This is a genomic window from Pararhizobium arenae (assembly GCF_001931685.1).
Lineage (GTDB): Bacteria > Pseudomonadota > Alphaproteobacteria > Rhizobiales > Rhizobiaceae > Pararhizobium > Pararhizobium arenae.
Genome location: NZ_MOOY01000003.1, coordinates 78,234 through 92,699 on the forward strand (window position 1 = coordinate 78,234; position 14,466 = coordinate 92,699).

Annotated in this window: 13 protein-coding genes; 9 read left to right on the forward strand and 4 right to left on the reverse strand. The window is 62.6% G+C overall.

Translation table 11 applies throughout. From position 1 onward, the window contains the following. Positions 1–10 precede the first annotated feature (10 nt). Positions 11–991 (forward strand): bifunctional riboflavin kinase/FAD synthetase, encoded by a 981-nt coding sequence (locus BLX89_RS06925; protein ID WP_075289946.1) that lies wholly within the window; start codon positions 11–13, stop codon positions 989–991. Here the strand turns inward: BLX89_RS06925 and BLX89_RS06930 are convergent. Both BLX89_RS06930 and parS read right to left on the reverse strand, forming a co-directional pair. Beyond that, a complete protein-coding gene (locus BLX89_RS06930) occupies positions 988–1,422 on the reverse strand; it encodes an RES family NAD+ phosphorylase (protein WP_075289947.1) in 435 nt (144 codons plus the stop codon). The two genes, BLX89_RS06925 and BLX89_RS06930, sit on opposite strands and share 4 nt — an antisense overlap. Next, the gene (parS, locus tag BLX89_RS06935; protein WP_075289948.1) at positions 1,422–1,832 is read right to left on the reverse strand and encodes a type II RES/Xre toxin-antitoxin system antitoxin; all 411 of its coding nucleotides are present in this window, start codon (positions 1,830–1,832) and stop codon (positions 1,422–1,424) included. The genes BLX89_RS06930 and parS overlap by 1 nt, the downstream gene beginning before the upstream one ends. A 299-nt stretch (positions 1,833–2,131) precedes the next feature. On the opposite strand from parS, the gene ileS reads away from it, so the two are divergent. From ileS to BLX89_RS06960, 5 genes are all read left to right on the forward strand, one after another. Then, positions 2,132–5,107, forward strand: coding sequence for an isoleucine--tRNA ligase (gene ileS, locus BLX89_RS06940; protein ID WP_075289949.1), 2,976 nt, complete (start codon positions 2,132–2,134; stop codon positions 5,105–5,107). 208 nt (positions 5,108–5,315) lie between these two features. Continuing rightward, entirely contained in the window at positions 5,316–5,939 is a 624-nt protein-coding gene (locus BLX89_RS06945; RefSeq protein WP_075289950.1) for a hypothetical protein, read from the forward strand. A 93-nt stretch (positions 5,940–6,032) separates the two neighbouring features. Further along, the gene (locus BLX89_RS06950) at positions 6,033–6,512 is read left to right on the forward strand and encodes a GNAT family N-acetyltransferase (protein ID WP_075289951.1); all 480 of its coding nucleotides are present in this window, start codon (positions 6,033–6,035) and stop codon (positions 6,510–6,512) included. Between the two features lie 104 nt (positions 6,513–6,616). Beyond that, positions 6,617–7,036 (forward strand): YciI family protein, encoded by a 420-nt coding sequence (locus BLX89_RS06955; RefSeq protein ID WP_075289952.1) that lies wholly within the window; start codon positions 6,617–6,619, stop codon positions 7,034–7,036. A gap of 48 nt (positions 7,037–7,084) precedes the next feature. Further along, positions 7,085–8,347, forward strand: a complete 1,263-nt coding sequence (locus BLX89_RS06960; protein WP_075289953.1) for an RNA polymerase sigma factor — start codon at positions 7,085–7,087, stop codon at positions 8,345–8,347. 117 nt (positions 8,348–8,464) lie between these two features. Here BLX89_RS06960 and BLX89_RS06965 read toward each other — a convergent pair whose 3' ends face one another. Continuing rightward, positions 8,465–8,959 (reverse strand): nucleoside deaminase, encoded by a 495-nt coding sequence (locus tag BLX89_RS06965; protein ID WP_075289954.1) that lies wholly within the window; start codon positions 8,957–8,959, stop codon positions 8,465–8,467. A gap of 76 nt (positions 8,960–9,035) precedes the next feature. On the opposite strand from BLX89_RS06965, the gene BLX89_RS06970 reads away from it, so the two are divergent. The 3 genes from BLX89_RS06970 to BLX89_RS06980 are packed head-to-tail and all read left to right on the forward strand — an operon-like array spanning position 9,036 to position 12,554. Continuing rightward, positions 9,036–11,120: a pseudouridine synthase gene (locus BLX89_RS06970; RefSeq protein ID WP_083637364.1), complete on the forward strand. Its 2,085-nt coding sequence runs from the start codon at positions 9,036–9,038 to the stop codon at positions 11,118–11,120. A gap of 6 nt (positions 11,121–11,126) precedes the next feature. Further along, entirely contained in the window at positions 11,127–11,684 is a 558-nt protein-coding gene (rsmD, locus tag BLX89_RS06975; protein WP_075289955.1) for a 16S rRNA (guanine(966)-N(2))-methyltransferase RsmD, read from the forward strand. 15 nt (positions 11,685–11,699) lie between these two features. Further along, positions 11,700–12,554, forward strand: coding sequence for a patatin-like phospholipase family protein (locus BLX89_RS06980; RefSeq protein WP_075289956.1), 855 nt, complete (start codon positions 11,700–11,702; stop codon positions 12,552–12,554). Between the two features lie 30 nt (positions 12,555–12,584). Here BLX89_RS06980 and BLX89_RS06985 read toward each other — a convergent pair whose 3' ends face one another. Further along, positions 12,585–14,417 (reverse strand): monovalent cation:proton antiporter-2 (CPA2) family protein, encoded by a 1,833-nt coding sequence (locus tag BLX89_RS06985; RefSeq protein ID WP_075289957.1) that lies wholly within the window; start codon positions 14,415–14,417, stop codon positions 12,585–12,587. Positions 14,418–14,466 lie beyond the last annotated feature (49 nt).

Here is a 14,466-nt window from a genome sequence, read left to right on the forward strand (position 1 = left end):
CATTGTGACGATGACCGTATTCCACCGCAACGAGACCCGCCAGCCGCTTCCTGAAGCCCTCTGGGGCGGCGTGGTCGCCATCGGCAATTTCGACGGCGTGCATCGCGGCCATCAATCCGTCCTGAACCGCGCCCTGGAGGAAGCTCGCGCCCGTGGCGTCCCGGCATCGGTCTTGACCTTCGAGCCGCACCCGCGCACGGTGTTCCGGCCGGATACGCCGGTCTTCCGCCTGACGCCTGCGCCGCTGAAAGCCCGCATCCTCGAAGGCATGGGCTTTTCCGCCGTCATCGAATATCCCTTCGACCGCACCTTCTCCGAACTTACGGCTTCCGCCTTCATCAAGACGATCCTGCTCGACTGGCTGCATGCAAGCCATGTCGTCACCGGCTTCGATTTCCATTTCGGCAAGGGCAGGGAAGGCGGCCCGGCCTTCCTGATGGCGGCCGGTGGCGAAAACGGTTTTGGCGTCACGCTGGTCGATGCCTTTCGCGACGAGAACGCCTCGGTCATTTCCTCCAGCCATATCCGCGCGCTGCTCGGCGAAGGCGACGTTTCGCAGGCGGCCGGACTATTGGGTTATCGCTATACGGTCGAAGCCGAAGTGATCGACGGCAAGAAACTCGGCCGCACGCTGGGTTATCCCACCGCCAATATGCAGCTCCCACTCGAAGTCGAACTGCGCAACGGCATCTATGCCGTCAAATTCCGCCGTCCTGACGGCAGCGTCCACAATGGCGTCGCCAGCTTCGGTCGCCGCCCGACCGTTGATAGCGATGGCCACGCGCTGCTTGAAACCTTCGTCTTCGATTTCAACGACAGCCTCTATGGCGAAATCTGCTCCGTTTCCTTCTTCGGCCACCTGCGCGACGAGCTGAAATTCGACGGCCTCGATCCGCTGGTCGTGCAGATGAAGCAAGACGATGCCGAGGCGAGGGCGTTGCTTGCGGGTGTGACGCCGCTCAGCGAGATCGATCGGAAAATCTGCTTCTAAATCAAAAGCCGACTGTCGAACGGATAGCGGATGGTCTTCTCGATCACCAGCCGCTGCGCATCGGGATGCTGTGTGTTGATCAGGATATTGCGCGCCTCCGGCATGATTGCCGAGGGCACATCCAGCAGGCAATGTTTCGCAGCCTTCAGCAGTCGCGTGCCTTCCCTGCGTGTCCAGCCCGCGTCGTGAAGCTTCTTCAGCTCCACCTCCAGCCGAAACACCCCGATCTCCTCCGGACAACGGATTTTCAGAAGCTGAAAGTCCTCCGGCATGTCTTCGGGGTCGACATGGACAAGAATTTCCAGAAGCGCGGTGGAAGGGTGATCGCAGCAATAGACGACGGGATGGCCCTGTTCATGCCAGCGGCCGGCCGCGATCAGGCCGCCGCGCCCGGAAAGATCGGCATAATTGGATATCCGCCAGAGGATCATCAGGCCGCGATGCCGTGATCCAGCTGGTGCAGGCTCTGCTCGACGATATAGGCGCCGCTTTCCGATTCGAGCAAATCGAGCGGTACGACGCCTTCCAGCGCCCGGCTCGGCTTGCGCAGCCAGCGATGCGCCTTGTCCCGATTGCCGAACACCCGCTCGGCCAGTTGCACGACGCGCACGATGCGAAAGGCGCTGTCATTTTCGGCGACTGTCAGCGGCTCGCTCTTCTCCATGCGCCGCGCCAGCGTTCGCCGTGGCACGACAAACCGGTAGATTTCATCCATGGTGAGGCCGAAATCCGTCAGCGAAACGATCGTCTGGGCATCGTAAACCGGCAGCCGCCCTTGTGAGGCAAGCTTCAGCCGCGAGCGGATCGGTTCCTGAAAGACGGTTTGCGAGGACGTATCCACTGGGTTATCCTTTGACAATCTGCGCATCAATATAGTGGCACTTGGCACAAACGACAAGCCGGCGTTCCGTCGCCTTGTTCCCCGTTTTCCCCTTCCTTTCCGCAATAAAAACCCGTATGAACCGCCCTCATGATGCTCATGTGGCTGACCATCGACCTGCGAATTATTGGCCCGGCCTTCCGCGCGCTTTGAGAGCCGCCGGAAGGTCCGGGTTTCCGGCGCTTGCCTGAGCGCCCTCGTCATTTCCCCATTCCCGTTCGCATGCGCCTTTGCTGCGCTGATCAAGACGATTGAAAACCATGACCGATACCGCTGAAACGCTCGATTATTCGAAAACCCTCTATCTGCCCGAAACCGATTTCCCGATGCGCGCCGGCCTGCCGCAGAAGGAGCCGGAAACCGTTGCCCGCTGGCAGCAGATGGACCTCTACAAGAGGCTGCGCGCTTCCGCCGCCGGCCGCGAAAAATTCGTGCTGCATGATGGCCCGCCCTATGCCAACGGCAACATCCACATCGGCCACGCGCTGAACAAGATCCTCAAGGACGTCATCACCCGCTCGTTCCAGATGCGCGGCTTTGACAGCAACTATGTTCCGGGCTGGGATTGCCATGGCCTGCCGATCGAGTGGAAGATCGAGGAAGAAAACTACCGCGCCAAGGGCAAGGCGAAGCCCGACCTGAAGCAGCCGGACGCGATGATCGAATTCCGCAAGGAATGCCGCGCTTACGCTGAAAAGTGGATCAAGATCCAGGGCGACGAGTTCAAGCGTCTCGGCATCATCGGCGATTTCGACAATCCGTATCTGACGATGAATTTCCACGCGGAAAGCCGCATCGCCGGCGAACTCCTCAAGATCGCCATGAGCGGCCAGCTCTATCGCGGCTCCAAGCCGATCATGTGGTCGGTCGTCGAGCGCACGGCACTGGCGGAAGCCGAAGTCGAATATCACGACTACGAGAGCGACACGATCTGGGTGAAGTTTCCGGTTGCCTCGCTGCGAGTTGCTCACTCCCGTTTGGATGGCGAAGGCTCTGCGGCTGACAACATGAGCAGTGCTGGTGAGCAGAGCAGAGATCTGCAGGGCGCCTTCGTTGTCATCTGGACCACCACGCCGTGGACCATCCCCGGCAACCGCGCCATCGCGTTTTCGCCGAAAGTTGCTTACGGTCTCTATGAGATCACGGCTGCCGAGAACGATTTTGGCCCGCGTCCGGGCGAAAAATTGATCTTTGCGGATGCGCTCGCAGATGAATCTTTCAAGAAAGCGAAGCTTGAAGCCAAACGGCTGAGCAACGTCTCCGCTGATGAACTGGCCTCGATGACGGCTGACCACCCCCTCAAGGGCCTTGGCGGCGGTTACGACTTCGCCGTTCCGCTGCTCGCCGGTGATCACGTCACTGACGACGCCGGTACCGGCTTCGTCCATACCGCGCCATCCCACGGTCGCGAAGACTTCGAGGCCTGGATGTCGAGCGTCAAGGAACTCGAAGCCCGTGGCATCGATCCTCGCATCCCGTTCCCGGTCGATGATAGCGGCACCTATACCGCCGATGCCCCCGGTTTCGAGGGTGCCCGCGTCATGGATGACAACGGCAAGAAGGGCGATGCCAATGATCGCGTCATCAAGGCGCTGATCGAGCGCAACGCGCTCTTCGCCCGCGGTCGCCTGAAGCATTCCTATCCGCACTCGTGGCGCTCCAAGAAGCCGATCATCTTCCGCAACACGCCGCAGTGGTTCGTCTATATGGACAAGGACCTGAAGGACGGCACGACGCTGCGCACCCGTGCACTGACCGCGATCGACGACACCCGCTTCGTTCCCGCCGCGGGCCAGAACCGCCTGCGCGCCATGATCGAGCAGCGCCCGGACTGGGTTCTGTCGCGTCAGCGCGCCTGGGGCGTGCCGATCTGCGTCTTCGCCGACGAAGAAGGCAATGTCCTGCAGGACGAAGCCGTCAACCAGCGCATCCTTGAAGCCTTCGATGCCGAAGGTGCGGACGCATGGTTTGCCGCTGGCGCCAAGGAGCGCTTCCTTGGCAACCGCGAGGATGCCGCCAAGTGGACCCAGGTCATGGACATCCTCGATGTCTGGTTCGACAGTGGCTCGACCCATACCTTCACGCTGGAAGACCGCCCGGACCTCAAGTGGCCGGCCGATGTCTATCTGGAAGGGTCCGACCAGCATCGCGGCTGGTTCCATTCCTCGCTGCTGGAATCGGCTGCCACCCGCGGCCGCGCGCCTTATGACACGGTCATCACCCATGGCTTCACCATGGATGAGAAGGGCCAGAAGATGTCGAAGTCGCTCGGCAACGTCGTCTCGCCGCAGGACGTGATGAAGGATTCGGGCGCCGACATCCTGCGTCTCTGGGTCATGACCACGGATTATTGGGAAGACCAGCGCCTCGGCAAGACGATCATCCAGACGAACGTCGATGCCTATCGCAAGCTCAGGAACACCATCCGCTGGATGCTCGGCACGCTGGCTCACGACAAGGGCGAGGAGATCGCCCGCGACGAAATGCCGGAACTCGAGCGCCTGATGCTGCATCGCCTGGCGGAACTCGATATCCTCGTGCGCGAAGGCTATGATGCCTTCGACTTCAAGAAGATCACCCGCGCGCTGATCGATTTTTCCAACGTCGAACTCTCGGCCTTCTATTTCGACGTCCGCAAGGACACGCTCTATTGCGATGCCCCGTCGAGCCTGCGCCGCCGCGCGAGCCTTGCCGTCATCCGCAAGCTGTTCGAATGCCTCGTCACTTGGCTGGCACCCATGCTGCCCTTCACCACCGAAGAAGCCTGGCTGTCGCTGAAGCCGGATGCGGTTTCGGTGCATCTGGAGCAGTTCCCGCATGTGCCAGCCGAGTGGCTGGACCCTGAGCTGGCCGAGAAGTGGAAGAAAATCCGCACCGTGCGCAAGGTTGTGACCGGCGCCCTGGAAATCGAGCGCCGCGAAAAGCGCATCGGTTCTTCGCTGGAAGCAGCGCCCGTCGTGCATGTCGCCGATCCGGAACTGTTTGCGGCCCTCGAAGGCCAGGATTTCTCGGAAATCTGCATCACCTCGGACATCCGCATCGTCGCCGATGCAGGCCCCGCCGATGCCTTCCGTCTGGATGATGTCGCAGACGTCAGCGTCGAGGCGAAGGCGGCGGAAGGCCGGAAGTGCGCCCGCTCGTGGCGCATTACCGCCGATGTCGGTTCCGATCCGGCCTTCCCGGACGTCTCGGCGCGCGATGCCGCGGCGCTGCGCGAACTCGGCTACGGCGCCTGATTTTCACGAAGCCCCGGTCATCGCCGGGGCTTCTTTTATGCTGGGCCGGCTGCGATCACGCTTTTCCGCAGTTCGTTTTACGCTTTGTTTACCGGGTCAATTGCTCTTTGAAAGGTCCTCCGGTAAAACGCTGCCTGAAATTTGGCGGATTTTTACGCCAAGGGGGCGCGGGGCGGCTGTTGTGCCGGCTTTTGCTGGAAGGGTTTTCATGGGAATGACACGAGAGTTTCGAGTGTATGCCGCCGTCGCGGGCATCGTTGCCGGCAGCGCAGTCCTGACGGGTTGCCTGGGCGATCCGACCTACGGCACCAACAAGTCGTCAGGCGAGCACCTGATCGACGATCTCGGCAGCGCCATCAGCCTCGAAACCCCCAACGCCAAGGAAGCCGCCTCGGTCAAATATCAGCCGCGCGGTTCTCTCGTCGTTCCGGCCGAGGAACAGCGGACTGCGCTGGTCCAGCCGCAGCAATCCCTGACCAAGGACAATCCGGAGTGGGTGGAATCGCCTGAAGAAATCCGCCAGCGCCTGCGCGAGGAAGCCGATGCCAACGCCGATCGTCCGGGCTACGTATCGCCGCTGGCCAAGGGCAACGCCAACAGCCGCGCCTTGACTGCCAAGGAACAGCAGGAAGCCTACCGCGAAGCCCGCAAGGTCCAGATGGGGGCCTATGCCGACAAGCGCCGCTTCCTGAGCGATCCGCCGCTCGAATACCGCAAGCTGCCGGAAGAGGCGACCGCCGATCTCGGCGAGCCGGAAAAGGACAAGGAACGCCGCCGCAAGAAGGAAGCCCAGATCCAGGGCACCGGCAAAAAGTGGTGGCAGGTTTTCTAAGTCCAAAAGGCCCGAGGCTCGCTTCGGGCTTTTTGCTGCCGGCAGCAGCTACTCTTGCGATCGTTCCATTTTTCCAATCTTAGCAGGCCCTCCATGACGCTTTCCATCCGTGAAGCCGTGCGCGCCGATGTGCCGGTGATCCTGAATTTCATCCGCGAACTGGCTGTCTACGAAAAGGCCGGCCACGAGGTGGAGGCGACCGAAGCTTCGCTGGAGGAAGCCTTGTTCGGCCCAGCCACGGTAACGAAGGCAGCCATCTGCGAAAAGGATGGCATCGCCATCGGCTTTGCCTGCTGGTTCCTGAGCTTCTCCACCTGGCAGGCGAAGAACGGGCTCTATCTCGAAGATCTCTACGTGACGCCGGAGCACCGCGGCTCCGGCGCCGGCAAGGCACTGTTGCGGCATCTGGCGAAAATCGCCCTTGAAAGCGGCTGCGGCCGTTTCGAGTGGAGCGTGCTGGACTGGAACGAGCCTGCCATCCGCGTCTACGAGGCCATTGGCGCCGAGCCGATGAGTGAATGGACACGCTACCGCCTTTCCGGCGATGCGCTTGCGGCTTTTGCCGCAGGCTGAATTTTTTTTAAGAAAAATTTCGTCGGCCTGTCGATCTTCATCGGGCTCGTTCGTCGTATGGTCAGGAAAGCCGCAGTGGCTTCCATGATCAGAGGAGTGAGATTATGCGTGTAATGGTGATCGTAAAGGCGACCGAGGATAGCGAAGCCGGCATCATGCCTTCGACCGAGTTGCTGGAAGCCATGGGCAACTACAACGAGGAACTGGTCAAGGCCGGCATCATGCTGGCAGGCGAGGGGTTGCACCCGTCGTCCGCCGGCGCGCGGGTCGCCTTCGATGGCCTAAGCCGCTCCGTCATTGATGGTCCCTTCGCCGAAACGCGCGAACTGATCGCCGGCTTCTGGCTGTGGGAAGTCAAGGATATGGCGGAAGCGATCGAATGGGTGAAGCGCTGCCCCAACCCGATGCTCGGACCCAGCGAAATCGAAATCCGCCGGGTGTTCGAAGCCTCCGATTTCGGCGAGGCGCTAACGCCGGAAATCGCCGCGCAGGAAGAGCGTCTGCGCGAGCAGTTGTCGAAGTAAACGTCCATCCCGTCTTGTCTTGCGCCACGTTGCGGCTAAGTTCGCAGTGTGGCGACGAGAGAAACACACCAGGCAATCGAAACGGTATTCCGCATCGAGCGGGCAAGGCTGATCGGGGGCCTTGCCCGGATGGTCCGTGATATCGATCTGGCGGAAGAACTGGCGCAGGACGCGCTCGTCACCGCGCTTTCCGAATGGCCGCAGAACGGCCTGCCGAAAAATCCGGGTGCATGGCTCATGGCGGCTGCGAAGCGCCGGGCGATCGACGGTTTCCGCCGCCGCGAGATGCTGGCGCGCAAACATGCCGAGATCGGCCGCGATCTGGAAGATGTGCAGGAAACCGGCGTCGATGCCATCGAGGCTGCCATGGATGACGATATCGGCGACGAGCTTCTGAGCCTCATCTTCACCGCCTGCCATCCCGTTCTGACGGCGGAGGCGCGTGCAGCGCTGACGCTGCGGCTGATCGGCGGCCTGACGATGGAGGAAATCGCCCGCGCTTTTCTTTCCAGCGAGGCGACGATTGCGCAACGCATCGTCCGGGCAAAGAAGGCGATCTCCAGGGCCGGTGTTGCCTACGAGGTGCCGCGCGGCGCGGAGCGGTATCAGAGGTTGCAATCCGTCCTGTCCGTCATCTATCTGATCTTCAACGAAGGCTATGCCGCCACCAGCGGGCCCGACCTGCTGCGCCCTGCACTGTCGATCGAAGCCCTGCGGCTTGCCCGCATTCTCGCCGGCTTGATGCCGCGCGAAGCCGAGGTATTCGGTTTGCTTGCCTTGATTGAAATTCAGTCCTCCCGCTTTGCCGCCCGTGTCGGCGCAGATGGTCTGCCGATCCCGCTGACGACGCAGAACCGGGCGAAATGGGATCGTCTGGCGATCCGCCGCGGTCTCGCTGCGCTGGAGCGGGGCCATGCGCTCGGCGGTCAGGCGAGCCCTTATGTGTTGCAAGCTGATCTTGCTGCCTGTCATGCAAGAGCGCTGACGGCGGAGGATACCGACTGGAAAAGGATTGCCGCGCTCTATGATCGGCTCTCCGAGGTGATGCCGTCACCCGTGGTCGCGCTTAACCGGGCGGTGGCCTGCTGCATGGCGTTTGGACCGGATGCGGGACTTAAGATCATTGAGGATATTGAAAGAAGCGGCGCGCTGGCGTCCTATCCCCTGCTGCCTGCGGCGAAGGGCGATTTTCTGTTTCGGGCGAACCGTTTGTTGGAAGCAAAGGTGAAATTCGAGGAAGCGGCGGCACTTAGCAGCAATGAAAAGGAAAAGGCTTTCCTCCTGAAGCGTGCAGAAGAGTGCAAAGTCTAGTCTTGCCGGGAGGCGGCGGCATATCCCTTCTCCCCGCTTGCCGGGAGAAGGTGGCTGAGAAGCCGGATCAGGGGCGAAAGCTTCGGCAATCTGGAAGACAAGAGTTTGCCCCTCACCCTAACCCTCTCCCCGCAGGCGGGGAGAGGGGACGACTGCAGCCTCATCCCGCCTCTCCCTAAAAAACTCTCTGAGGATCGCTGCCGCCTCGCTCTCCGCCATGCCCGAATACACATCCGGCTGATGATGACACGTCGGCTGCGCATAAAACCGCACGCCGTTATCGACCCCGCCGCCCTTTGGGTCTTCCGCGCCGTAATAAAGCCGCCGGATGCGGGCAAAGGAGATCGCCGCCGCGCACATGGTGCAAGGCTCGAGCGTGACGTAGAGATCGGCATCGACCAGCCGTTCCGAGCCGATGTTGGCTGCGGCTTCCCGGATTGCCTCGATCTCTGCATGCGCAGTGATGTCGCTTCGTTCGCGGGTGCGGTTTCCGGCGCGGCCGATAACCTTGCCGTCATGAACGACCACGGCCCCGATCGGCACTTCGCCCCGTCCGCCTGCCTTGCGCGCCTCGTCGAGGGCGATTTCCATGAAGCGGTTGCGCTCAGTCATCCCGTCGACCTGTGATATTTTCTCTTAACCCTTGGCCCCCGACCTGATAGGAAGCCTCAAAAGGCAGGCAACACAAATGACATCAAAAGACAAGTCCGATCGCCCCGGGGCCAAGCGTCCCGGCCAGGCGAGCAAATTCTCCGCAGGCAAGGCCCGGAGCGACAAGAGCCATGGCGACAAGCCATTTGGCAAAAAGGCCCAGGGCGAGAAGAGCTACGGCGACAAGCCGCGCGGCGAAAAATCCTATGGCGACAAGCCGCGCGGCGCAAAGCCGTTTGCGGCGAAATCCGCACCGCGCGATGCGTCGCCGGAAGGCGGCTTCGACAAGCCGCGCCGTCCGCGGCCTGCGGCGGTCGAGACCGCACCGGATGCGCCGCAGCGCATCTCCAAGATCCTGGCCCGCGCCGGCGTCGCCTCGCGCCGCGATATCGAGCGCATGATCATGGAAGGCCGCGTGTCGCTGAATGGCAAGGTGCTGGAAAGCCCGGTCGTCAACGTGACGCTCGCCGACAAGATCGAGGTCGATGGCCAGCCGATCCGCGGCATCGAGCGCACCCGCCTCTGGCTTTATCACAAGCCGGCCGGTCTGGTGACCACCAATTCCGATCCGGAAGGCCGTCCGACGGTGTTCGATCACCTGCCGGAAGACCTGCCGCGCGTGCTCTCCATCGGCCGCCTCGACATCAACACCGAAGGCCTGCTGCTGCTCACCAATGACGGCGGTCTCGCCCGCGTGCTCGAGCTTCCCGCCACCGGCTGGCTGCGCCGCTACCGCGTGCGCGCCCATGGCGAAATCGATCAGGCCGGCCTCGACAAGCTGCGTGACGGCATCGCCGTCGATGGCGTGCTCTATGGCAGCATCGAAGCGACGCTCGACAAGGTGCAGGGCTCCAACGTCTGGATCACCATGGGCCTGCGCGAAGGCAAGAACCGCGAAATCAAGAACGTGCTCGGCGCGCTTGGCCTTGAGGTCAACCGCCTGATCCGCATTTCCTACGGCCCGTTCCAGCTCGGCGAACTGCCGGAAGGCCACGCCCAGGAAATCCGTGGCCGCACGCTCCGCGATCAGCTCGGCCCACGCCTGATCGAGGACGCCAAGGCCAATTTCGACGCGCCGATCTTTGACGCGGCCTCGGAAGAAGAGGAAAAACCGCGCAAGACCGAGCGGGCTGCAGGCGGAGAAGCCCGTGGCGAGCAGCGCGGCGGTTTTCGCGAGAAGCCGGGCGACAAGCGCGAGCGTGCCTTGTCGCGCCTCGATACGCGCCGTGATGACAGAAGCGACAGCCGCCCGGATCGCAAAGGTGGTCGCGACGACCGCAAGGGTGGTCGCGATGCCGCTCCCTCGTTCGATGACCGGCCGAAACGCGAACCGGGCTTCCGCGCCCGCAAGACCAATGTCTGGATGGCGCCCGGCGCCCGTCCCCTCGCAGAAAAGAAGACGAAGGACGGCGAAGCCGCAGCAACAGCCGAAAAGCCTGTTCGCCGCGAGCGGCCGGAAGGTGCGCCGAAGTCGAAGCGCTACGGCCGCAATGCTGAGGGTCAGCAGGTAAAATCGTCCCGCAAGTTCGATCCGGATCGCAAGCGGCCTTCTGCCGCTGATCGGCCGGATAGCGGACCGCGCGTCATCGTCAATCGTGCAGAAGAGGACAAGGACTGGATTCGTGGTGTCGATGCACCGGAACGCGGGGGTCGCCGCGACGACGGTGATCGCAAGGGCGGTTTTGGCGGCGGTGATCGCAAGCCGAGAGATTTTGGAGACCGTCCGCCGCGTCGTGAGGGTGCTGGTGGTGTCTCAGATCGCGCGCGTGGAGACCGCCCCGATCGTGGAGATCGTCCGCCCCGTGGAGACCGCCCGGATGGCGAGCGCCCGCGCCGGTCCTTCGGCGACAAGCCCTTTGGTGATCGCCCGCCCCGCGAAGGCGGCGATCGCAAGCCCCGTGATTTCGGGGATCGTCCTGACGGCGATCGTCCCCGGGGAAAAAGCTTTGGCGACAAGCCGGCGGGCGGACGTCCGGGCGGCAAACCGTTTGGCGCGAAATCCGCTGCGCCGCGTGGCGGCAAGCCCGGTGGTGGCCGTCCTGCGGGCGGAAAGCCGGGTGGCCGTCCGTTCGGCGGCGGCAAACCGTCCGGCGGCGGCAAGCCGCGCGGACGCGGGAACTGATAGATCGTGCGGATCGTCGGCGGTGAATTCCGGGGGCGCGCGCTTGCCGCGCCCAAATCCAACGATATCCGGCCGACGACCGACCGGACGCGCGAAAGCCTGTTCAACATTCTGAGCCACGCCTATCCCGACGTGCTGGACAACACTCGTATCCTCGATCTTTTCGCGGGCACGGGTGCAGTCGGCCTGGAGGCGCTCTCACGTGGTTGCCGCCAGGCGCTGTTCGTCGAGCAGGGCGTCGAGGGGCGGGGGCTGTTGCGCACCAATATCGAAGCCTTCGGTTTGCAGGGGCGTGCGAAAATCTATCGCCGCGATGCCTGCGATCTCGGTTTCGTCGGCACGGCCGAGCCCTTCCATCTGCTGTTTGCCGATCCGCCCTATGGCAAGGGGCTGGGCGAAAAGGCGCTCGCCTCCGCCGCTTCCGGCGGCTGGCTGGTGCCGGGCGCCCTGGCCATTCTTGAGGAACGTGCCGACGTGAACCCTGCGCTGCAGGATGGCTTTACCTTCCTTGAAGAGCGTCAGTTCGGCGATACGCGCATGCATTTTTATCGCTACACGGCCTGATCATCCGGAGGCGGCATGGCAAAAGAGACAGTCGAACATGCTGCTTCAGGCCCGACCATCGCCCTTGCTCTTGGCGGCGGTGGCGCGCGGGGCATCGCCCATATCCACGTCATCGAGGCGCTGGATGAACTTGGGCTGAGGCCCACGGTGATCGCCGGTTCCTCCATTGGCGCCATTATGGGTGCCGCCATGGCGTCTGGCATGCGCGGCACGGAAATCCGCGAGCATACGCTGACGGCGATCAGCCGCCGGGGCGAGTTGATGAACCGCCTCTGGCGGCTGCGCCCGACTAGTTTTTCCGAAGCGATGAGCGGCGGTTTCGGGCTCGGCCAGTTCAATCTCGAGCGCGTGCTCGACGCCTTTCTGCCGGATGCCATCCCGCGCGATTTCGCCGATCTCGCCATTCCGCTGAAGATCATGGCAACCGATTACTACGGCCAGAACGAGCATGTCTGCGTCAGTGGCGATCTGCGGAAGGCGATTGCCGCTTCCGCCGCCATTCCCGCGCTCTTTCGCCCGGTCAAGATCGATGGCAGGGTGATGATCGACGGCGGCATCTACAATCCGGTGCCGTTCGATCATTTGCACGGCAAGGCCGATATCGTCATCGGCGTCGATGTCGTCGGCGGGCCTGAAGGTGACGGCGAAACCCTGCCAAGCCGCATCGATAGCCTGTTGGGCTCCAGTCAGCTGATGATGCAGTCGATCATCGCCATGAAGCTGAAAGCGCATCCTCCGCACATCTTCCTGAGGCCGGAGGTCAATCGCTTCCGGGTCATGGATTTCCTGCGCGCGCAGGAAGTTCTGGATGCGACGGCAAGCGTGGCGGATGATCTGAAGCGGGCGTTGGAGCAGGCGATTTCATCTTAGAAAATCCGCCGATTTTTCCAAATCCGGCTCTCAATCGAGCTTGCCTTTCGCTCTCGCCGGCTCCGGCAAAATCCGGTCGTCATCGTCGTTTGCCGGTATTTCTCGTTTGGGCTTGATCAGCGGCTCGGGTTTGACCGGCGCGTGATGCAGCATGTCGCGACCGGCGGAGATGCCTTCTGCCGCCTGCACCGCCAGACGCGCTTCGTCACGACGGCGGATGTCGTCGGTGATGGCTTGCGCGGTATCGTCAGCCACGCCGAGCCCCTGCAGGGTTTCCCGTCCGAAAACGAGACCGGACTCGAACGTCTCGCGCAGCTCGTAGTCGACATTGCGCGCCCTTAGCGCCAGCGTATGCACGCGATCGTAGGAGCGCACATAGAGCTTGATGCTGGGATATTCGGCCTGAAGCAGATCGACGATACGGTTGGTGATGTCCGGGCCGTGCGTGCAGATCGCCACGATCTTGGCTTTCTCGATGCCGGCCGCGCGCAGCACGTCGAGCCGGGTCCCGTCGCCGAAATAGATGCGAAAGCCAAAACCGGCCGCTTGGCGCACGCGCGCGGCCGAGTGATCGATGACGGTCACCTCGCGGCCGCCGGCAAGCAGGATTTGTGCGGCAATCTGCCCGAAACGCGAGAAGCCGATCATCAGCACGTCGGCGCCGGCGCCCGCGAAATCCTCCTCTATCTCTTCGGTTGCCTCTTCCTGCTCCTGCAGGAGCAACCCTGCAAGGGCGGAAGCAACCGGTGTCAGCGCCATGGAGACGGTGACGATGACGATCAGCAGCGAGGATGTTTCGTCGGTGAAGATGCCGGCAAGAGCGGCCGCCGAAAACAACACAAAGCCAAATTCGCCGCCCTGCGGCAGGAGAAGGCCAATGCGCACCGCGTCGTTGTGGTTGGAGCCTGTCAGCCGGCAGAGGCCGTAGATCAGGACGGACTTTACCAGCATCAGCACCGGCACCGCGACAAGGATCAGCGGATAGAACTTGAAGATCACGTCAATCTGCAGCGATAGCCCGACGGCCATGAAGAACAGCGCCAGCAGAATGCCGCGGAAGGGCTCGATATCCGCCTCCAGCTCATGGCGATAGGACGATTCCGCCAGAAGCACGCCGGCCAGGAAGGCGCCCATGGCCATGGAAAGGCCGGCAAGCTGCATGAGGGTTGCCGCTCCCAGAACGATCAGAAGCGCGGCCGCGATCATGACCTCGCGCGCGCCCGTGCGGGAGATGATCTGAAACAGCGGATTGAGGACATAGCGACCGGCGATCACCATGATCAGGATCGCGCCGACGGCGATGCCGAAATCCTCAAGCGGTGGCGTCGTGTCTTCCGGGGCCTGCAAGGCCAAAAGCGGGATGAGGGCCAGAAGCGGCACGATCGCGAGATCCTGCAACAGCAGGACCGAGAACGCACGCTGGCCGTATCGGGTGTTGGCGTCGTTCTTTTCTTCGAGAACCTGCAGCGCGAAAGCGGTCGAGGACAACGAAAGCCCGAACCCGGTGATGATGCTGCCGGCAAAGTCGAGCAGCCCAAACCCGAAAATCAGCCCTGAAAGCACACCGCCAGTTAGCACGACCTGCGCCGTGCCCAGCCCGAATATATCCTTGCGCATCTGCCACAGGCGCGACGGATTGAGCTCCAGCCCTATGACGAACAGCAGGAACACCACCCCGAGTTCGCCAAAACCAAGGATCTGCTCGCCATCGGTAATCTGGTGCAGCAGCGGGCCGATGATCACGCCGGCCGCGAGATAGCCCAGAACGGTACCCAGGCCGAGTTTCTTGAAGATGGGGGCGGCCAGAACGGCCCCGCCGAGCAGAAGCACGGCCTGGGAGGTGAAGGCGGACGTCGTCGACATACCAGTTTCTTCCTCGTTCGGCCCCTGGGACCGCTGTGAATTTCAGTGT